Genomic DNA, 20,375 nt, shown 5'->3' with positions numbered 1-20,375 from the left:
GGGGACTCCCGCGGAGCGGGTCGGACGGAGCTGTGTCATGAAGAGATCTCGCGCGTTCCTGGCGTCGGCGGCGTCGGCGCTGCTGCTGCCCGTCATCGCGGTCGTCACGGTCGAGACTGCACCGGCGACCGCCGCGGTCAACGACCAGTCGGTCAGCGGTGTCGCCTCGCCGATCTGGCAGCCCAACGGTGAGGTGGACGCGCTGGAGACGGGCAACGGCCTGATCTACGCCGGCGGCAACTTCACCTCGGTCAAGCCCGGCTCGGGCCAGTCCGGGTCGACCACGACGCGCACGTACATCGCGGCGTTCAACGCCTCGGACGGCACCCTCAACACGGCCTTCAACGTGACGCTGAACGGGCGGGTCTACTCGCTCGACATGTCGCCGGACAACAAGACCCTCTACATCGGTGGCCAGTTCTCGACCGTCAACGGCACCAGTCGCAACAAGCTCGCGGCCGTCAACGCCACCACGGGCGCGCTGGTCACGGCCTTCGCCCCCAACCCCAACCGCCCGGTGCGATCGATCGAGTCGACGAGCTCCACGGTCTACCTCGGCGGTGACTTCACGACCGTCAAGAACACGACGCAGTCCTACCTGGCCTCGGTGACCGCCGCGACCGGCGCCCTCAACACCGGCTTCGCGCCGACGTTCATCCAGCGTCCCGACGTGACCAACCGCGACGGCACGGTCACGACGTACACCCCCAACGTGCTGGCCCTGGCGCTCGCGCCGGACGGCAGCCGGCTGCTCACCGGCGGCAACTTCATGGGCGTCAACGGCGTCAGCAGCGGCGGCATGACCTCCCTCGACCCGACCACCGGCGCCACCGAGCAGTGGGACGCCAACGACGCAGCGCCGGCCGGTCAGCCGATCAACACCAACTGCGTCGGCCGCGTGAGCGACATCGTCGTCCAGGGCACGCACGCCTACGTCACCGGGATCGGCGACCCGCCGGGCTGCTACGAGGGCACGTACGACGCCACCATCTCCGACGGCTCGCTCAACTGGCTGTCGTCCTGCCTCGGCGGCTCCGAGGGCCTGACGATCATGAACAACATCATCTACAAGGGCTCGCACCAGCACGACTGCGCCTTCAACAAGGGCGGCGCCTACGGCGGCTTCGTCGGCGGTACGACGCGCACCGACTTCCTCCACCGCTTCCTGGTCGCGCAGAACCTCAGTGACGGGTCCTTCGTCCACTGGACCCCCAACACCAACAGCAGCGGCTCGGCGGCGACCGGTCCGCACGCGATGGCCAACGACGGCACGCAGATCATCGTCGGCGGCGACTTCACCACGGTGAACAAGGTCAGCCAGACCTACCTCACCCGCTTCGTCGCGAACGGCGACCAGGCCACGCCGACGGTGCCGGGTCGCAGCCTCGACTCCGACCCGTTCGGCGGCAACCCGGGCGTGCTGACGGCCAACCTCGCGATCACCGTGCAGCCCACGAAGGCCAACACCCTCACGGTCCTGATCCCGACCACGGACGACAACGACTCCGGGACGCTGACCTACAACGTCTACCGCGACAACGGGACCACGCCGATCGCGACGATGACCGCGGAGTCCTACTTCTGGAGCAGGCCGACGCTGCGCTTCGACGACACCGGCCTGGCCGCCGGGTCGACCCACTCCTACCGGGTCAGCGCCAGCGACGGCATCCACACCAGCGCGAAGTCGACGGCCGTGTCCGGCACGGTCGCGAGCAGCGCGCCCGCGCCGTACTCCTCGGCGATCGGCGGCCTCAACCCGCAGGTGTGGTGGCGTCTCGACGACTCCGGCAGCTCCCTCGCGGACTCGAGCGCCAGCGGTGCCAACGCCGGCACGGCGATCGGCGGCGTGACCACCGGCCAGCCCGGCGCGATCGCCGGCAACAGCGCGGTCAGCCTCAACGGCACCGACGCCTACCTCACGTCGAGCACGCCCTTCTCGGCGCCCGGCGCCTTCTCGGAGTCGGTGTGGTTCAAGACCGACACCATCACCGGCGGCGTGCTGCTCGCGCAGAGCAGCATCCAGACCGGCGCCGGCGGCACCACCGACCGGGCGATCGTCATGGACAACAACGGCGATCTGTCCTTCGCTCTCGCCGGGCGCGGCATCAACTACCGCAACCAGACGACGATCTGGAACGACGGCAAGTGGCACCAGGTGGTCGGCACGTACGACGGCGGCACCACGATCAGCCTGTACGTCGACGGGCAGCCGGTCGGCAGCACCGTGACCACCCGGGCGGCGGCCGGACTCGCCAGCAGCTACCTGCGGGTGGGCTACGCCGACATGTCCCAGCTGCAGCAGCTCGGTGTCTTCGGTCGGAACTTCTACCAGCGCGTGTGGCCCGCCACGTCGTACTGGCAGGGCACGGTCGACGAGGCCACGGCCTTCGACTACACGCTGACCCCGGAGCAGATCCAGTCGATGTTCGCCTCCGGCGTCGGGGGCGAGGGCAACCAGCCCCCGGTCGCGGCGTTCTCGTCGACGACCAACCACCTCACCGCGTCGTTCGACGCGACCGGGTCGAGCGACGACAGCGCGATCGCGTCGTACGACTGGGACTTCGGCGACAGCACCGCGCACGGCTCCGGCGCGACGCCGTCGCACGTCTACGCCAGCGGCGGCACCTACCCGGTGACGCTGACCGTCACGGACAGCGACGGCGTCTCGCGGTCGGTCTCGCACGACGTCACGGTGAGCGCCCCGACGACGACCACCACGTCGACGATCGTGCCGGCGGGATCCACCTGGTCCTGGAAGTACGACAACACCGCGCTGCCGACCAACTGGAACTCGCGGACGTTCGACGCCTCGTCGTGGAACAGCGGTGCCGGCGTGCTCGGCTTCGGCAACAACGTCGGGGTGGTGACCAACATCGACACCTTCTCGACCACGTCGCAGCGGCCGCTGACGGCCTACTTCACGCGGCAGTTCCAGGTCCCCGACGCGTCGTCGGTCGTCCAGCTGACGCTCGACACCCGGGCCGACGACGGCATCGTGGTCTACGTCAACGGCACCGAGGTGGGCCGCACCAACATGCCCAGCGGCACGATCGGCACGGGCACCTACGCGTCGAGCTCGGTGTCGACGGCCAACTCCCAGCGGCCGACGTACACCGTCCCGACCAGCCTGCTGGTCAACGGCACCAACGTCATCTCCGCGGAGACCCACCTCAACTACCGGGCCACCGCCAACGCGACGTTCGACCTGAGCGCCACGATCACGACGGCGGACTGACCGGGGACGGATTCCGGCGTCGCCCACGGGGTACGAGACACCCATGAGCGAGGAGCAGCCGGAGTCTCGTCCCGAGGAGGAGGTCGTCGAGCCGACCACCCCACCGAAGGACCCCCTACGACGGTCGCGGACCAGCGGAGCCTGGACCGCGATCGTCGTGGCGGCGGTCCTGCTGGTGCTGCTCGTCGTCTTCATCGCGCAGAACACCGAGTCCGTCGACATCTCCTTCTTCGGCTGGGACGGCTCGGCCCCGCTCGCCGTCGCGCTGCTGATCGCCGTCGTCGTCGGCGTCGTCATCACCGCGATCGTCGGCACCCTGCGGATCTGGCAGCTGCGCCGACGGGTACGACGGGACAAGCGGTCGTGATCCCCGGCTTCACCCGCGACGACCTGGTCGCCCGGATGGTGCGGGCCGGCGAGCTGGAGGTGTCGGGAGAGGACCCCGCCGAGACCGACACCTACTTCGACACCGAGGGCTTCCGCTTCCACGGTCCGGACGGCAACGAGACCGACTACGCCGGGCTCACGGCCTACTTCGCCTCGATCCGCGCGGCCTTCGACGACCGCACCATCCGGCGCGGGATCGTCGTCGTGGAGGGACTCACGATGGCCTGCCAGACCTGGATCGAGGGCACCTTCGCGCGCACCTTCACGCACTCGCCCGCCGGTCCGCTGGAGCCCAACGGCGCACGGGTCGTCTGGGACCTGATCAACATCTTCCGCTTCGACGACCGGGGACGCCTCGCCGAGGAGTGGGTGCGCACCGACTACCGCAGCTTCCTGCGCCAGCTGGGCGCCGCGGGCGCCTGACCGGGCAAGACCTGGCCCGGTCGGGCCGTGGCCGGGTCATGGACGTGGGCCGCGCGGAGTGCTTGTCTTCCTGCGTGACGACGATCGCGGTCGACTACCTGGTCATCGGCGCGGGCGCGATGGGCCTGGCCTTCACCGACGCGCTCGTCGACCACGACCCGACCGTGCGGGTGGCGCTGGTCGACCGCCGCCACGGTGTCGGCGGGCACTGGCTGGAGGCCTATCCCTTCGTCCGCCTGCACCAGTCCTCGTCGTTCTACGGCGTCGCGTCGACGGTCCTCGGCGGCCGGATCCAGACCCACGGCCCGGAGGCGGGGCTGCAGGAGCGGGCCGGCAAGTCCACGATCTGCTCCTACTACGCCGACGTCGCCGAACGCCTGGTCGCCACCGACCGCGTCGAGCTCTTCACCGGCTGCGAGTACGACGGCGACCGCACGTTCGTCTCGCGCGTCTCGGGTCGTCGCTACGAGGTGCCCGCGGATTGCCGGATCGTCGACGCGCGCTACCTCTCCCCCGACATCCCGGCCGAGACGCCGCCACGCTTCGCGGTCGACGGCGCGCGCGTCGTACCTTCCGGCGACCTGCCGCTGCTCGAGGAGGCGCCGAGCCGGTACGTCGTGGCCGGCTCGGGCAAGACCGCCACCGACACCTGCATCTGGCTGCTGGCCAACGGCGTCGACCCCGGGGCGATCACCTGGGTGCGGCCGCGCGACCCGTGGATGCTCAACCGCACGAAGATCCAGCCGGATCCGGAGATCTACCTCGGCATGGTCGCCGACATGCTCACCGCCTGTGCGGCCGCGACGTCGCTGCCCGAGCTCTTCGTGCGCCTCGAGGAGGTCGGGATCATGCTGCGGATCGACCCGTCGGTGACGCCCTCGATGGCCAAGGCCCCGACGCTCGGGCCGTGGGAGCTCGAGCTGCTGCGGAGCATCGAGGACGTCGTCCGCCTCGGCCACATCACCTCCGCCCGTGCCGGGTGCCTCGAGCTCACCGACGGGTCCGTCGAGGTGCCGCGCGACACGGTCGTCGTGCACTGCACCGCCGACGGCCTCCGGCATCCGGACCGCCTCCCGATCTGGCAGGCCGACGCGATCACGATCCAGCCGGTGCGCGCCGGCTTCCCGTGCTTCGGCGCCGCCCTGATCGGCTACGTCGAGGCGACCCGCACCGACGACGCCGAGAAGAACCGCCTCTGCGCACCGTCCTCCTTCGGCAACAGCCTCGAGGACTGGGCGACCATGAACGTGCTCGGCTTCCGCAACGCCAGCGCCTTCAACAGCGAGCCCGACATCCGCGACTGGGCGCACCGGGTCACCCTCAACCCCGCGCGCATCCCACCCGGCCACGCCGGCTCCGCCGCGCTCGACGACGCCCTCGCCCGGATGGGCGCGCACGCCGAGCCGGCGCTGGCCCGGCTCGAGGCGCTCGCCGGCTGAGGTCGTGCACGGGTTGTTACGACGCGTTACCCCTCCGAAACACGACGCGATCTAAGATCTGACGTGCAACGTGAGCCGTTGCAGGCACACCGGGCCACAAGACCTCGGTGGTGCGTGAGACACGTGGACGAAGCGTGCTTGCCACCGGACCGAGAGCTCGGCCCCCTCCGGCACTCGCCTCGTCTCGCACCCCTGACGCCCGAGTGGAAGTGAGTGGAGAGATGACGTTGACGGTGACCGTCGTGGTGGGCAACCCGAAGCCCGCCTCGCGGACCCTCAAGGTGGCAGTGTCGCTCGTGGAGCACCTGCTGGAGCCCGACAGCTACGACCTCGAGGTCATCGACCTCGCGGAGTACGCCGACCAGATGTTCGACTGGCCCTCGGAGACCCTGGCCGAGCTCAACCAGCGCGTGGCCGACTCCGACCTCGCGGTCTTCGCGTCGCCGACGTACAAGGCGACGTACACCGGCCTGCTCAAGGCGTTCCTGGACCGCTACCCCGCCGGTGGCCTGCACGGCGTGACCGCCATCCCGGTGCACACCGGCGCGGACCTGAGCCACTCGATGGGGCCCGACGTCCACCTCGCGCCGCTGCTCACCGAGCTCGGCGCCGTGGTGCTCGGCCGGGGCGTCTACTTCGTCGCCGGCAACATGGACCAGCTCGACGAGATCATCGGCAAGGCCGCGGCCGACTACCGCGACAAGCTCGGCCGGCTGGCCCGGGTCGCCGCGGCCGTGGCCACCACCGACGCCACCGACGTCGCCGTCCCGGCGCAGGTCTGAGGAGGGTGACGATGACCGACACGCCCCGCCTCCGCCCGGCCCTGGACACCGCCGTCTTCCGCGAGACGCTCGGCCACTACGCCTCCGGCATCACGATCATCAGCGGCTACGAGGGCGACGAGCCGGTGGGCTTCACCTGCCAGTCGTTCTACAGCGTCTCGATGGACCCGCCGCTGGTCTCCTTCAGCGTCATGCGCACCTCGACGACGTACCCGCGGATCGCGCGGACCGGTCGCTTCGCCGTCAACGTGCTCTCGCACCACCAGCACGAGATCTCCAGCCAGTTCGCCCGCAGCGGCACCGACAAGTGGGCTGGCGTCGCGTGGGAGCCCACCGCCGCCGGCAACCCCGTCATCGCCGACACCCTCATGTGGCTCGACTGCGACATCGTCGCCGAGCACGAGGCGGGCGACCACCTGATCGTGGTCGGCCACGTGCAGGAGATGAGCCCGGCCGAGTGGCACCGCCACGAGCCGCTGCTCTACTTCAAGGGCCGCTACCGCTGGCTCGACCAGCTCACCGGCTGACTCACCGGAGGCGAGCGGGCCGGGCGACCCGGCGCTGGACGGTGCCGGCCAGCAGGTCCTCGCAGACCTGCGCGAAGGCCAGCACCGTCCGGTCCTGCGCCCAGGCCCCGGCCACCTGCACCCCGACCGGCAGGTGGCCGGGCCCCAGGCGCACCGGCACCGAGACCGCCGGCTGGCCCGTGATGTTGAAGGGATAGGTGTACGGCGTCCACGTGATCCACGGCAGCGGCGCATCGGCCTCGCCTCCGGCGGGGACCTCGTCCTCGGCGCCGAACGCGGTCAGCGGCATCGTCGGCATCAGCACCACGTCCCACGCCGCCGCGAAGGCGAACATGGCCTGGTTGAAGGCGCGCCGGGCCGAGAGCGCATCGAGCAGGTCCGCGACCTGGTAGCCCTGCGCCAGGTCGCCGAGTCGGACCAGCCCGGGGTCCATCACCGCCGCGTGCTCGGCGAAGAGGTCGCGGAAGCCGAGCCCGCGCCCGGTGACCCAGAGCGCCTCGAAGACCGACCGGGGCAGCGGCCCCGGGAGCGTCGCGTCGACCAGGTCGGCGACGCCGGTGGCGCGCAGCCGGCGTACGGCATCGGCGAAGACGGCCGCGACCTCGTCGCTGGGCGCGATCCCCCAGGGCTCGGCCACGACGGCGACCCGCAGCCGGCGCCCGGTCACGGGCGGCACCAGCGGGGCGGCGTACGACGACTGCGGGTCGCGCGGGTCCGGTCCGGCGGTGAGCTCCAGGACCAGCGCGGCGTCCTCGACCCGGCGGGTCAGCACCCCGGCGTGCGAGAGGTTCTCGTTGACGGTGCCCGGCCAGACCGGGATCGCGCTCAGCGTCGGCTTCAGGCCGACCGTGCCGCAGAAGGCCGCGGGGATCCGCACGGACCCGCCCGCGTCGGTGCCGGTCGCGATCGGCACCGCGCCGGCGCCGACGGTCGCACCGGAGCCGGCGCTCGACCCGCCGGTGTTGCGGCTCGGGTCCCACGGGTTGCGGCTGACACCGGTGCGCGGGGAGATGCCGGTGCCTTTCCAGCCGAACTCCGGCGTGGTCGTCCGGCCCACCACGACGGCGCCGGCGCCGAGCAGCCGCTCGACCATCGGCGAGGACGTCGTCGCCGGCGTCTCGGGGCTGGTCCGGGAGCCCTTCCCGGGCACCTCGCCCTCGAGGTAGAGGTTGTCCTTCGACGCGATCGGCACTCCGTGCAGCGGTCCCCGCAGCCGGCCGTCCGCCGCCTCGCGCTCGCGCTCGGCCGCCGTACGACGGGCGCGCTCGTGCATCACCGCGGCGTAGGCGTTGATCTCCGGCTCGTCCCGGTCGACCAGCGCGAGCGCGCACTCGGCCAGGTGCACCGGCGACAGCTCGCCGGCCGCGACCCGGCGGCCGAGCTCGACCCCGCTGAGGTCCTGGTAGGTGTCGAGGTCGAGGTCGCGATAGGTCATCGGGTCGGTCCGCCTGCCCGCGCGGTCCAGGCGTCGGCGAAGCGCTCGATCCACGCCGGCGGCACCGACGTCGAGATCTTCACGAAGCGCTCGCCGTGCAGCGGGGACTGGTAGGTCCCGGGCCGGATGAAGACCCCGTCCTCGAGCAGTGCCGCGCACAGGGCGTCGCTGCCCCAGCCCGAGCCCGCGAGGTCCACGGCGAGGAAGTTGCCCTGCGCCGGGCTCACGACGACCTCGCCCAGCCCGCTGGCGGCGACGAGCTCCTCGACCCGACGCAGGTTCGCCCGGTTGGTGGCACGCAGCGCCGGCAGCCACCGGTCCCGGGCGCGCAGCCCGGCGACCGCCGCCCGCTGGCCGACGAGGCTCGAGCCGAGCGGGTTGGCCGGCACCGCCATCACCTCCGCGAGCAGCTCGGGGGTCGCGGCCACGGCGCCGAGGCGCAGGCCGGCCAGGCCCAGCCACTTGGAGAAGCTGTACGTCGTGAACGTGCGCTCGGGGTAGAGCTCGGCGGCCAGCGTGTGGTCGTCCGCGAAGTGCCGGTAGGTGCAGTCGTGGACGACGTACGACGAGGTCGCCCGCGCGACCTCCACGATCGCCTCCAGCTCGGCGCGCGTGTAGCTGCTGCCCAGCGGGTTGAGGGGGTCGATCAGGTAGAGCAGCGAGCGCTCCTCGACGACCTCGGCCAGGCGGTCGGCCTGGAGCAGGCGGGTCGGCTCGTCGTACACCGACACCACGCGCGCGGGCAGCCCGGCGAGCGCGCCGAAGCGGACCGGCCACGGCCAGCCGGGGTCGCTGGTCACGACCTGGGTGACTCGCGGGGCGAGGGCGGTGCAGAGGTGGTGCAGGCCCGCGACGGCGCCGTCGGTGACCCACACGTCGAGCCCGGGCAGCCCGAGGTCGTCGGCGATCAGCGCGCGCAGCTCACTGAGGCCGGCGGCCGGCGCGTAGACCTGGAACTCGCGTCGCGCCACGCTGCGCTCGAGCGCCTCGACCACCTCGGGGAGCGGCTCGAGGTGGTTGGTGTTCTGGCCCATCCACACGATGTCGTCCCGGTCGAGGAGGGCCTCGAACGACGGCGCCGCGGCGGTGCTGGTCACGGGTGCTCCTTGGGTCGGTTCAGTCGGGCAGCAGGTCGCCGCCGACGATCCGCGGCACGCCGTCGAGGAGGACGGTCGCGTCGCGCATCACGCAGTCGAGGTGGGCGGGCGCGTCGACGGTGCCGCCGTACGCGATGGAGTTGCCGAAGGCCACGTGGGCGCTGCCCTTGGTCGCCTCGGTCTCCATCGGGACGCCGCACACCGAGCCCTGCGGGTTCAGGCCGACCGAGACCTCGGCCAGGTTGGTCATCCGGGGGTCGCCGACGCGGGCGATCATCTCCTCGAGCCGGGCGCCCTCGGGACCCTCGACGGCGACCAGGGCGCCGTCCCGCACGTGCAGGGCGACCGGCTCGCGGACCGGGCCCTGGCCCATGAAGAGGAAGTCGCCGTCGATGACGACGACGCCGTTCGAGCTGCCCTCGACCGGGGCGGTGCCGGACTCGATGTCGGGCGGCGCCATGTAGTCGCCGGGGTTGCGGGCAACGCCGGTCAGCGCGCGGCCGCGGCGACCCTGGACCGAGCCGCGCAGGTCGGTGCCGCCGGGGCTGACGATGCGGTACTCGCCGGCCGCCTCCCACGCCGCGGCGAGCCGCTGGGTCACGGGGACGAGGGCGTCGAAGTCGACGTCGTACGGGCCGCCGAGCCGGAAGGTGTCCGCGACGACCGCGGGCATCGCGAGGTAGCGACGGCCCTGGGCCGTCGCTTCCTGCCGCGCCCGGCTCGAGCCGATGAAGACGCTGGTGAGCTCGATCGCCGCGTCGGCCGCGAGCAGCGCCTGCGCCACGTCGGCGGGCGGCTCGGTGCCGGGGACGACGGCCTGCGGCACCGGCACCAGGACCGGTACGGCGCGGCGCGCCTCGAGCCCGGCCGCCAGCGCGTGCAGCACGAGGGCGTCGGTGCCGCCGTCGTACAGCAGCGCGACGCGCTCGTCGGTGCGGACGCCGAGGCAGGTCTCGAGGACGCGGGCGACGGTCTGCTCGGGGAGCGCGTCGCTCACGGCTCGGACCGGACGATGTCGGCGTACGCGCGGACGGTGGCGATCCGCGACTCGACGTCACCGCCGATCGGGAAGACCGTCATCGAGTCGATCCCGAGCTCGGCGAGGTTGCGCCGGTGCTCCAGGACGACGTCGGCGCCGCCGGCCAGCGCCATCCGGCGCACGAAGTCCTCGGGCAGCAGCCGGGCGGCCGCCTCGGCCTCCTGGAACTCGCCGCCGGAGTACATCGTCCGCACCCGCTCGACCAGCTCGGGCGAGAGGCCGGCGAGCTCGCAGTACATCGGCGCCGTCTGCGGGAACCACGCCGCGATCGTGCGCGCGGCGGCCAGCGCCGACTCGTCGTCGTCGCTGATCTGCCCGTAGGCGAAGACGGTGATCTGCGGCCGGCGGTCCCGGCCGGCCATCTCGACACCGCGGTCGATGTGCTCGAGCGCGTAGCGCAGGCCGTCGGGGTGCAGGCCGGCCAGGAGGATGACGCCGTCGGCGATCCGGCCCGCCAGCTCGAGGGTCTTCGGTCCGCTGGCAGAGATGTAGACCGGGATCTCCGAAGGGACGTCGAAGCGCATGTGGGCGTCGTCGAGGCTGAAGCCGCGGGCCTCCCACGAGACGGTCTCGCCGGACCACAGCCGCCGGGACGCGGCGACCGCGTCCTCGAGCAGCCCGAGCCGCGCGGGCTTGAAGCCCAGTGCCTCGAGCGGCCGGTCGCCGGCCCCGATGCCGTGGATGGCGCGGCCGCCCGAGACCTCGTTGATGGTCGCGGCGGCCACGGCGCCCAGCGCGGGGTGCCGGGTCACCGGGTTGGTGACCGCCGTCCCGAGCGTCATCCGCGACGTGCGGAGCGCGGCGATGGTGAGGAAGGAGTAGCAGTAGCGCGAGTGCAGGGAGGAGTCGGTGAGCCACAGCTCGTCGAGCCCCCACGCCTCCGCGTCGGCGACCATGTCGCCGAACTGCTGGGACGGGTAGACCGGCTGCAGCGCGACGCCGGCCCGCATCAGCGGCTCTCCTCGGTGGACCCGGTGGTGAGCGCGTAGGCGGCGAAGGCGGCGTACACCCGGGTCGCCTCGACGATGTCGTCGATGGAGAGGTGCTCGTCGGGGCAGTAGACCGGCTCGCCTCCGGGGCCGAAGATGATCGTCGGGATGCGGTCGCCGAAGCTGGCGGTGTCGCCGAGCCAGCCGGCCACCTGCAGGTCGGGCTCGGCGCCGCGGACGGAGCGGACCGCCCGCCGCATCAGGTCGGTGACCTCGGCCTCCGGCTCGGCCAGGTAGCCGGACTTCACGTCCGCGAGCACCACCTCGGCCTCGAAGCGCGGCTCGCGCTCCTTGGCCTTGACCAGGCAGCGGTCGATCTCGGCGCGCACCTCCTCGAGGCTGACACCGGGCTGGGGCCGGCAGTCGACCCGGATGACGCACTCGTCGGGAATCATCGACGGACCACCCGGCGGCAGGCCGCCGTAGACCCGGCCGGGGGCCATGAAGGTCTCGGTCCCGAAGAGGGAGGTCACCCACTCCTCGAGCTGCGGCTCCAGGTGGGAGGCGTCCAGCTCGATGATCGCGTGCGCGGCGAGCATGTTGGCGTTGACCGCGAGCGGCTTGTGGCAGGTGTGCGCGGAGATGCCGCGCACGTGGATGTCGTAGTAGTAGCGGCCGCGGTGGCCCAGGAAGATCTCGTTGTCGGAGAGCTCGCCGAGCACGCACAGGTCGGCGTCGTACTCCTCGAAGTACTTGATCGAGCCGAGCTGGTCGCCCATGTGGTCGGAGACGGCGGCCATCGCGAGCCGGCCGGTGACCGGGATCCCGGAGTCGCGGACCGCCTCCATCGCGGCGATCTGGCAGACGAGCGCCGCCTTCATGTCCATGATCCCGTGGCCGTAGACGGCGCCGTCGATGATCTCGCCCGAGAAGGGCTCGGTGCGGGTCCAGCCGTGGGAGACCGGCTTGGTGTCCATGTGACCGGTGAAGACGACGGTGCGGCCGGGGCCGAAGTCGAGGTGCCCCAGCGCGTTGGGCCGGTCCGGCAGCACCGGCTGCTCGTGCGGCTCGCTGAAACCTGCCTCGGCCATCATCGCGACCAGGTGGGCGGCCAGCGGGCCCTCCTCACCGAGGATGCTCGGGATCCGGCACACCTCCTGCACGCGGGCGATCAGCCGGTCGACGTCCACGTGGGCGGCGACGCGCTCAGCGAGGTCGACGTCGACGTCGGGGCGGGCGAGGTGGGTCATCGGCACTCCTTGGATAAGATCTAATGTCTCAGATCCTAACCACGCCGGCGGCCCGACCGACGCCACGCCCGATTAAGAACGTGTAAACCCTCGGGCGACCGGGCTGCCGACGACTACGCGCCGTCGGCGTCGCGGACCACGCTCGCGTGGGCGTCCCGCACCACCGCGATGTGCTCCGCCATGGCCCGCGCCCCGTCCTCGGCGCGGCCCTCGGCGATCGCGCCGAGGATCGTGCGGTGGAAGGCCACCGACTCCCGGGACCGGTCCGGGCTGGCGACCATGTTGCCGATCCGGCGCAGGTGGATGGTGAGCCGCTCGAAGACGTCGGCGAGCAGGCTGTTGCCCAGGCTGGCGAAGAGGATCTCGTCGAAGACGTCGAGCCCGCGCGCGACGGCCTCCGCGTCGCCGGCATCCAGCGCCCGCTCGGTCTCCGCGATGTTTGACTCGAGGGCGGCCAGCAGCTCGGGGTCGCGGCGCTCGGCGGCGCGGCGTACGCACTCGGTCTCGAGGAGGCCGCGGGCCTCGAACAGCTCGCGGACGGCCTCGGCGGAGTAGGCGCGGACCTTCACACCCCGGTAGGGCGCCACCTCGACCAGGCCGTCGCGCTCGAGGCGGACGAAGGCCTCGCGGATCGGGGTCTTCGACACCCCGAGCAGCTCGGAGAGGGCGACCTCGCGCAGCGAGGTGCCGGGCGCGAAGGAGAGGTCGACGATGCGGTCGCGCAGCCGGCGGTAGACCACGTCCTTGACCTGCATCGGCTCCACGGAGTCCCCGGAGATCCCTGCGCTCACATTCGCCGCCTTCGTTGGATGAAACCGGATCGTATCTCAGATCTTACGGTCCGTGGGGAGCGTTGCCCCGCGTTGACCCGGTCCCGTAGAGTACGAAATGAGATATGAGATCCCAGATCGGAGCCGCGATGACCGACCTGCACGACGCCGTCCTCCCCGAGGTGCGCGCCTTCCTCGACCGCGACCACGGCCTGCTGGTCGGGGGCACCGAGCGCCCCGGCGCCACCGGCGCGACCCTGGCGGTGACCGACCCGGCGACCGGGCGGCACCTCGCCGACGTGGCCGGCGGGACCAAGGCCGACGTCGACGCCGCGGTGGTCGCCGCCCGGGCCGCGCTGCCGGTCTGGAACGGCCTGGGCCCCGCACGCCGCGCCGAGCTGCTCTGGCAGCTCGGCGACGAGATCGAGCGCCGCGCCGACGAGCTCGGCCAGCTCGAGACGCTGGACAACGGCAAGCCGACCGGCGAGTCCGCCACGCTCGACGTGCCGCTGGTCGCCTCGCTCTTCAAGTACTACGCCGGCTGGGCGACCAAGATCGAGGGCGGCACGATGACGCCGGCCTCGGGCATGGACTTCCACGTCTACACGCGACGCGAGCCCGTGGGCGTCGTCGGCGCGATCATCCCGTGGAACTTCCCACTCCTCATGTGCGCCTACAAGCTCGGTCCCGCGCTCGCGGCCGGCAACACCGTCGTGCTCAAGCCCGCCGAGCAGACGCCGCTGTCGGCGATCCGGCTCGGCCAGCTGATCACCGAGATCGGCTTCCCGCCCGGCGTCGTCAACATCGTCACCGGCGACGGGCCGGGCGCCGGCGCCCCGCTCGCCGCGCACCTCGACGTCGACAAGGTCACCTTCACCGGCGAGAACGCCACCGGCCGCAAGATCCTCCAGGCCTCCGGCGGCAACATGAAGCGGCTCTCGCTCGAGCTCGGCGGCAAGTCCCCGAGCATCGTCTTCGAGGACGCCGACCTGGCGAAGGCGATCGAGGGCACCTTCGGCGCCGTCTACTTCAACCAGGGCCAGTGCTGCATCGCCGGCGCCCGGGTCTTCGTGCACCGGTCGCGGTACGACGAGTTCGTCGCCGGCCTGGCCGAGCGGGTAGCCGGCATCCAGCTGGGCAACGGCCTCGACGCCGGCACCACGATGGGCCCGGTCGTCAGCGCGGAGCAGCAGGAGCGGGTCAACGCCCTCATCCGCTCCGGCGTCGACCAGGGCGCGACCCCGGTCGTCGGGGGCGCACCGGTCGACGACCCGGCGCTCGCGGGCGGCAGCTTCGTGCGGCCGACGCTCTTCACCGACGTACGCCCTGACATGGAGATCATGCAGCGCGAGATCTTCGGGCCGGTCGGCATGGTGTCGTCGTTCGAGACCGAGGAGGAGGCCCTCGCGCTGGGCAACGACACCTCCTTCGGCCTCGCGTCCGGCATCTGGACCCGCGACGTGGGCCGGGTGCACCGGGTGGCCGCGGGGCTGCGCGCCGGCGTGGTCTGGGTCAACACCTACGGGATGTTCGACGTCGCGATCCCCTACGGCGGCTTCCGGGCCAGCGGCTACGGCAAGGAGCTCGGCGCGGAGGCGCTCGAGCCCTACCTCCAGACCAAGACGGTGTGGATCGACCTGGCCTGACTCGGCGGCGGGGCGGGCCCGCAGGGCCGGGGGCATGCCAAGATGGCTGTCCTCGGCCCCCCTCTCCAGGAAGCACCCATGACCGCTATCGATCAGGACCGCGTCGCACCGCACCAGATCAAGGACTGGGTCTACGACCGGCTCCGCCAGGCCCTCATCGACCAGGACATCGCGCCGGGTGAGCCGCTGCGCGAGGCGGCGCTGACCGAGCGCTACGGCATCAGCAAGACCCCGATCCGCGAGGCCCTGGTGCGGCTCCAGCGCGACGGCCTCGTCGAGATCGCCGCCTACCGGGGCGCCCGGGCGAGCACCTACACCCGCGAGCGGCTGCTCGAGATCTTCGAGACCCGCGAGATCCTCGAGTCCGAGTGCGTCCGGCGCGCCGCGCAGGACGAGAGCGGCGAGGTCGCCCGTCAGCTCCAGGCCACCGTCGACGCCGCCGAGGCGGCCCTCGCCGCCGATGACCTCGACACCGTCGGGCACAACCTCGACGAGTTCGACAGCATCCTCTTCGCGCAGCTGCACAACACCCTGCTCGACGAGATCCGGGACCGGCTCACCATGCATCTCCAGCGCATGGGCCGCACCCACCTCACGGCCGAGTCGGCCCGGCGGTCGCTGGGCGACCACCGGGCCATCATCGAGGCGATCACCGCGCACGACGTCGACGGCGCGCTCCGCGCGCTGCGGGCGCACCTGCAGTCCGTCCAGGAGCAGCAGGTCGCCGCTCTCGGGCTCTGACCGTCCGGCCGGCATCGACGCTCAGGCCACGCTTCAGGCGCCGACCCGTCCGAACCCGTTGGCCACCAGCTTCGGCACGATCTCCTCGCCGAGCACCGTCAGGTCGTCGATGAAGTCCGGCATGATGAAGACGGCGCCGTCGATGTCGGCGTGCTCGACCATGTCGGCGAGCTGCTCGGCGATGCTGTCGGGCGAGCCGGCGACGGTCCCGGTCGAGATGGCGGTGGAGTCCTTCCAGCCCTCGTTGTCCGGGTTGTGGGCGGAGCTGTCGTGCGAGACCGCGCCCCACTCGCGCGCCATCCGCTCGAGCGCGACCAGGTCGCGACCCTCGTTGTAGAGGTCGATCCGGCGCTGGGCGTCGGCGTCGGTGTCGCCCGGCACGATCATGAACACGCAGTAGGTCTTGAGGTTGTCGCCGTTCTCCTGCGAGATCCGGCGGGCTCGCTGACCGATCGCGACCACGGAGTCGCGGGAGGTGCCCTCGAAGAGGACGCCGTCGAGGTTCTTGGCGACGAAGGCCAGGCCGGTGTCGGAGGTGGCGGCACAGATCATCTGCGGCACGCCGCCGACGGGCTTGGGGTCGGACTGGCAGTCCTTGAGCTGGAAGTACTCGCCGTCGTAGTCGACGGTGCTCTCGGTCCACAGCGCCTTGACGACCTCGACCCACTCAGCGGCACGGCGGTACTTCGTGCTGTTGTCGAGGTCGAGGCCGATGCCCATCTGGGTCTCGGAGGTGCGGTTGCCGCCGGCGACGATGTTGAGGCCCGTGCGCCCGTTGCTGATCTGGCTGCCGGTCGCGACCATCTTGGCGGCGATGGCCGGGTGCAGCATGGCGGTGTTGACCGTCGACCACACGCCGATGTCCGTGGTCGCCTGGGCGAGGCCGCCGCTGGTGACCAGCGACTCCAGGTTGTCGTCGAAGTGGCGCGACGGACCGCCGTACCCACGCCACACGGCCTGGGACAGGGTGAAGTCAAAGCCGAGCCGCTCGGAGAGCCGGGCGACCTCCAGGTTGTAGGCGTAGCTGCCGTCGAGCTCCGGCACCGTGCTCGACGGGATCCACCCGCCGCTGCTGACCGGCATGAAGATGCCGTACTCGATGTCCTTCATCGTGCGCTCCTGTCGTGGGGGTGGTGGCTAGCTGGCCAGGCCCTCTTGCTGCTGGGCGAAGGCCTTGCGGGACTCGTCGTGGAGGACCTCGATGAGCTGCTGCTCGTACGCCGCGAACTCGGCCGAGGTCGTGACCGCCAGGTCCCGCGGACGCTCCAGGTCGATGCGGACGTCGAGCCGCACCCGGGTCGGCCGGGCGCTGAGGACGATCACGCGGTCGGAGAGGTAGACCGCCTCACGGATGTCGTGGGTGATCAGCACCGCCGTCCAGGAGTGGTCCGACCACACCCCCTGGAGCCAGTTCTGCATCTCGATGCGGGTCAGGGAGTCGAGGGCGCCGAAGGGCTCGTCGAGCAGGAGGATCTCGCGACCCTGCACGACGGTGCGGAGCAGCGCCGCACGCTGGCGCATGCCGCCGGAGAGCTCGAACGGGTGGGAGTCCTCGAAGCCGGCGAGGCCGAACGCGGGGAAGAGCTCGCGGGCCTGGGCCCGCGCCTTCCTGCGCGGGACGCCCTGGACCTCCAGACCGAGCGCGGCGTTCTCGGCGATGGTGCGCCACGGGAAGAGCAGGTCCTTCTGCGGCATGTAGGCGAAGTGCTCACGGTGGCCGATGGCGTCGCGGCCGTCGACCCGGACCTCGCCCGAGGTCGGCGTCTCCAGGCCGGCGAGGATGTTGAACATCGTGCTCTTGCCGCAGCCGCTCGGGCCGATCACCGAGACGAACTCGCCCGGGGCGACGTCGAAGGACACGTTGTCGACGACCTCGCGCACGCCACCGCGTACGGCGAACTGCTTGGCGAGGTCGCGGACCTCGATCCGCGGGACCGCGGTCACCTGCTCCTGCTCAGTCGGCATGACGGGCCTTCCTCTCCTTGAAGCTCCACGGGATGACCAGCCGCTCGACCAGGAAGGTCACCAGGTAGAGGGCGATGCTGAGCACGGCGCTGACGACCACCGCGGCGAGCACGAGGTCGGTGCGGAAGGCGTTCTTCTGCATGCTCATGTAGATGCCGAGGCCCTTCTCGGCCCCGACGTACTCGGCGAAGATCGCGCCGACGACGGCGTAGGTGATGCTGATCCGCAGGGCCGTGAAGAAGCTCGGCATCGCGGAGGGCAGCCGCACGTAGCGGAACTCGGTGAATCGCCCGGCGCCCATGCTGCGCAGCAGGTTGCTGGCCTCGCGGTCGGCCTTGTTGAAGCCCTCGACCAGGCCGACGGCGATCGGGAAGAACGTCGCGAGCGCCACGACGAGGACCTTCGGCATCAGCCCGAAGCCGAACCAGATGATCATCAGCGGCGCGATCGCGACGATGGGGATCGTCTGGGAGGCGACCAGCAGCGGCATCACGCCGCGACGCAGCCAGCCGGAGAAGTCCACGACGACCGCGATCACCCAGGCGACGAGCAGGGAGAAGGCGAAGCCGACCAGCGTGACCTGGAGCGTCGCCTTGGTGTGCATCTCGATCGCCTCGCGCTGGCCCCATCCCTCGCTGAGCACGCGGGACGGGGTCGGCAGCACCTGCGGCCGGACCCCGGTGACGTTGACCGCCACCTCCCAGCCGATCAGCAGGACGGCGAGGATCAGCACGGGCGGCAGCACTGTGCTGAGCAGCCGGACCGGGTCGATCCGGCGCCGGCGCCGGCGGTCCCGGGCGGCCGGTGTGGCGGCGGCGACGTAGCCGTCCGCGCGGTCGATGCTGGTCATGACGCCTCCACGACGGCAGGGAGCTGGTTCCAGAACATGCGCTCGAGCTCGACGGCCCGGGCGAGGATCTCGAGGGCGCGGTCCTCCGGGAGCTCGGCGCCGTCGACGAGCGTGAGGTGGCGCTGGATCATGTCGGCGTACTGACCGCCGCTGTAGATGGCGATCCAGTCCTGGTAGGGGCCGGGCGCCGCGTCGCGGAGACCCGCGAGCGCGACGCCGTACCCCTGGATGCAGGGCAGCATCGCGACCAGCGTGGCCGCACGGTCGTGCGCGAGCGACTCGTAGAAGGCGAGGTACTCCCGCGTCTCGGCGGAGGGCACGACGTCGTCGAAGTCGCAGCCGAACGGGCCGGCGGCCCGCTTGTGGTGGTCGAGCTCGACCGCGACCACGCCGTGCGCGAGGCGGACGAAGAGCTCGAGCTCGTCCTCCGTGGTCGCGGCGGCCGCAAGCCGGCTGTAGATGCGCGCGTAGTAGCGCAGGTAGACGTAGTCCTGCTCGAGGTAGTGACGGAAGACCGCGGGGTCGAGGTCTCCCGCGCGGATCCCCGCGAGCATCGGCAGGTCCAGCCACGCCGTCGCGGCCTGGGTGACCTCCGCGCTGAGCGCGTCGGCGAGTCCCCGGGTGGGTGGCATCGGCTCGCTCCTCTGTCGGGTCGAGTGGTGGTCGGGCGGGGGGGGGGGGGGGCGCCCGCGGGCGGGGGGGCCCCCCCCCCCCCCGGGCGGGGCGGGGGGGGGGGGGGCGGGGGGGCGGGGCCCCGCCCCCCCCCCCCCCCCCCCCCCGCGGGCGCCGCCCCCCCCCCCCCCACCCCGGGTCGTCAGCTGGAGAGGTACTCGTCGGTGAAGAACGTCGACCAGTCCGGCTCCTCGGTGAGCGCGTCGCCGTTGGCGTCGGTCAGCAGGCCCTGGTCGTAGTAGTACTTGCCGAGCGCGGCCCACTGCTCCTCGGTCTGGGTGCCGAACTTGCCGTCGTCGTCGAGCATGTAGTCGGCGGCGAGCATCTCCTGGCTCTTCATCACCAGGTCGGTGTTGGTGAGCACGTCCTTGTTCTGGTCGATCAGGATCTGTGCGGCGTCGTCGGGGTTGGCCTGGGCGTACTCGTAGCCCTTCTGCAGCGCGCCGACGAAGGCCTTGGTGACGTCCGGGTGGTCGGCCATCCAGTCGGTGTTGCCGTCGACAGTGACGGCGTAGTTGTCCGGGAAGCCGTAGTCGGTGTACTTGAAGTACTTCATCGGCTCACCGCGGAGGTCGGCCTCGATGCCCTCCCAGGTCATGAACGGCACGGTGAAGTCGACCTTGCCGGAGTAGAGGGCCTCGTACGCCGACGTCCCGAGCGTGACGCTCTTGAAGTCGCCGGTGCCGCCGTCGTTCTTGATGACGGTCTGGAGGATCTTGCCCTCGGACTGGCTGCCGAAGCCGGCGTACGTCTTGCCGTCGAGGTCCTTCGGGCTCTGGATGTCGTCGTCGTCGGCGCGGACGCCGATCGCCGTCGCCCAGTGCTGGATCAGGGCCATCACCGACTCGACCTTGGCGCCCGAGGCGATCGCGACCGTGGTGGTGTCCTGGAAGCCGATGCCGAACTCCGCCGAGCCCGCGTCGATCAGGGTGTCGGGGTAGGAGTTGTTGTAGGGCAGGACCTCGAGGTCGATGCCGGCGTCCTCGAAGTAGCCCTTGGCGATGGCGACGTAGAGGCCGGTGTGGTTGGTGTTCGGCGTCCAGTCCAGGGCGAACCGCACCTTGGTGAGCTCTCCGGAGCCGGACGAGCTGGCGCCGTCCGAGTCGCTGCCGCAGGCGGCGAGCAGGCTGCCGAGCACGCCGATCGCCACGGCGATGGCGAGCCGTCGTGTTCTCTTCATGGGCACTT

The 20,375-nt window shown here is 71.6% G+C and carries 19 protein-coding genes; 8 read left to right on the top strand and 11 right to left on the bottom strand.

Features of this window, described 5'->3' with window-relative positions:
* The first annotated feature begins 37 nt into the window (after positions 1-37).
* The 6 genes from K8U61_RS15185 to K8U61_RS15160 all read left to right on the top strand — a co-directional run bounded on the left by K8U61_RS15185 (position 38) and on the right by K8U61_RS15160 (position 6,793).
* Positions 38-3,235 (top strand): PKD domain-containing protein, encoded by a 3,198-nt coding sequence (locus tag K8U61_RS15185; protein WP_224123882.1) that lies wholly within the window; start codon positions 38-40, stop codon positions 3,233-3,235.
* A 43-nt stretch (positions 3,236-3,278) separates the two neighbouring features.
* A complete protein-coding gene (locus K8U61_RS15180; RefSeq protein WP_224123881.1) occupies positions 3,279-3,602 on the top strand; it encodes a LapA family protein in 324 nt (107 codons plus the stop codon).
* Entirely contained in the window at positions 3,599-4,045 is a 447-nt protein-coding gene (locus K8U61_RS15175) for an ester cyclase (protein WP_224123880.1), read from the top strand. The genes K8U61_RS15180 and K8U61_RS15175 overlap by 4 nt, the downstream gene beginning before the upstream one ends.
* A gap of 74 nt (positions 4,046-4,119) precedes the next feature.
* Positions 4,120-5,484, top strand: a complete 1,365-nt coding sequence (locus K8U61_RS15170) for an NAD(P)-binding protein (protein ID WP_224123879.1) — start codon at positions 4,120-4,122, stop codon at positions 5,482-5,484.
* A 221-nt stretch (positions 5,485-5,705) separates the two neighbouring features.
* Positions 5,706-6,266: an NADPH-dependent FMN reductase gene (locus K8U61_RS15165; RefSeq protein WP_224123878.1), complete on the top strand. Its 561-nt coding sequence runs from the start codon at positions 5,706-5,708 to the stop codon at positions 6,264-6,266.
* A gap of 11 nt (positions 6,267-6,277) precedes the next feature.
* A complete protein-coding gene (locus tag K8U61_RS15160) occupies positions 6,278-6,793 on the top strand; it encodes a flavin reductase family protein (protein ID WP_224123877.1) in 516 nt (171 codons plus the stop codon).
* Position 6,794: 1 nt separating this feature from the next.
* On the opposite strand, the gene K8U61_RS15155 is transcribed toward K8U61_RS15160, so the two are convergent.
* The 6 genes from K8U61_RS15155 to K8U61_RS15130 form a co-directional block, all read right to left on the bottom strand.
* The gene (locus tag K8U61_RS15155; protein WP_224123876.1) at positions 6,795-8,228 is read right to left on the bottom strand and encodes an amidase; all 1,434 of its coding nucleotides are present in this window, start codon (positions 8,226-8,228) and stop codon (positions 6,795-6,797) included.
* Entirely contained in the window at positions 8,225-9,325 is a 1,101-nt protein-coding gene (locus K8U61_RS15150) for a pyridoxal phosphate-dependent aminotransferase (RefSeq protein WP_224123875.1), read from the bottom strand. The genes K8U61_RS15155 and K8U61_RS15150 overlap by 4 nt, the downstream gene beginning before the upstream one ends.
* A gap of 19 nt (positions 9,326-9,344) precedes the next feature.
* The gene (locus tag K8U61_RS15145; protein WP_224123874.1) at positions 9,345-10,322 is read right to left on the bottom strand and encodes a 2,5-dihydroxypyridine 5,6-dioxygenase NicX family protein; all 978 of its coding nucleotides are present in this window, start codon (positions 10,320-10,322) and stop codon (positions 9,345-9,347) included.
* On the bottom strand, positions 10,319-11,314 hold the full coding sequence (locus tag K8U61_RS15140; RefSeq protein WP_224123873.1) for an LLM class flavin-dependent oxidoreductase: 996 nt from the start codon (positions 11,312-11,314) through the stop codon (positions 10,319-10,321). Before K8U61_RS15140 ends, K8U61_RS15145 begins: the two co-directional genes overlap by 4 nt.
* Entirely contained in the window at positions 11,314-12,543 is a 1,230-nt protein-coding gene (locus tag K8U61_RS15135; protein WP_224123872.1) for a M20 family metallopeptidase, read from the bottom strand. Before K8U61_RS15135 ends, K8U61_RS15140 begins: the two co-directional genes overlap by 1 nt.
* Positions 12,544-12,656: 113 nt before the next feature.
* Complete coding sequence (locus K8U61_RS15130; RefSeq protein ID WP_224123871.1) at positions 12,657-13,334, bottom strand: GntR family transcriptional regulator; 678 nt, start codon at positions 13,332-13,334, stop codon at positions 12,657-12,659.
* Positions 13,335-13,438: 104 nt separating this feature from the next.
* Here K8U61_RS15130 and K8U61_RS15125 point away from each other — a divergent pair, with 104 nt between their 5' ends.
* The gene (locus K8U61_RS15125; protein WP_224123870.1) at positions 13,439-14,959 is read left to right on the top strand and encodes an aldehyde dehydrogenase family protein; all 1,521 of its coding nucleotides are present in this window, start codon (positions 13,439-13,441) and stop codon (positions 14,957-14,959) included.
* Positions 14,960-15,037: 78 nt separating this feature from the next.
* On the top strand, positions 15,038-15,700 hold the full coding sequence (locus tag K8U61_RS15120; protein ID WP_224123869.1) for a GntR family transcriptional regulator: 663 nt from the start codon (positions 15,038-15,040) through the stop codon (positions 15,698-15,700).
* A 33-nt stretch (positions 15,701-15,733) separates the two neighbouring features.
* Here the strand turns inward: K8U61_RS15120 and K8U61_RS15115 are convergent, their stop codons facing one another.
* The 5 genes from K8U61_RS15115 to K8U61_RS15095 all read right to left on the bottom strand — a co-directional run bounded on the left by K8U61_RS15115 (position 15,734) and on the right by K8U61_RS15095 (position 20,367).
* Positions 15,734-16,810 (bottom strand): LLM class flavin-dependent oxidoreductase, encoded by a 1,077-nt coding sequence (locus K8U61_RS15115; protein WP_224123868.1) that lies wholly within the window; start codon positions 16,808-16,810, stop codon positions 15,734-15,736.
* 27 nt (positions 16,811-16,837) lie between these two features.
* Complete coding sequence (locus tag K8U61_RS15110) at positions 16,838-17,665, bottom strand: ABC transporter ATP-binding protein (protein WP_224123867.1); 828 nt, start codon at positions 17,663-17,665, stop codon at positions 16,838-16,840.
* The gene (locus K8U61_RS15105) at positions 17,655-18,515 is read right to left on the bottom strand and encodes an ABC transporter permease (RefSeq protein WP_224123866.1); all 861 of its coding nucleotides are present in this window, start codon (positions 18,513-18,515) and stop codon (positions 17,655-17,657) included. The genes K8U61_RS15110 and K8U61_RS15105 overlap by 11 nt, the downstream gene beginning before the upstream one ends.
* Positions 18,512-19,147, bottom strand: coding sequence for a TenA family protein (locus K8U61_RS15100; protein WP_224123865.1), 636 nt, complete (start codon positions 19,145-19,147; stop codon positions 18,512-18,514). The genes K8U61_RS15105 and K8U61_RS15100 overlap by 4 nt, the downstream gene beginning before the upstream one ends.
* 182 nt (positions 19,148-19,329) lie before the next feature.
* Positions 19,330-20,367: an ABC transporter substrate-binding protein gene (locus K8U61_RS15095; RefSeq protein ID WP_224123864.1), complete on the bottom strand. Its 1,038-nt coding sequence runs from the start codon at positions 20,365-20,367 to the stop codon at positions 19,330-19,332.
* Positions 20,368-20,375 lie beyond the last annotated feature (8 nt).

Source organism: Nocardioides mangrovi (assembly GCF_020073815.1).
Taxonomy (GTDB): Bacteria; Actinomycetota; Actinomycetes; order Propionibacteriales; family Nocardioidaceae; genus Nocardioides; species Nocardioides mangrovi.
Note: the sequence above shows the minus strand (reverse complement) of the source record. Positions and strands in the feature narration are given on the sequence as shown.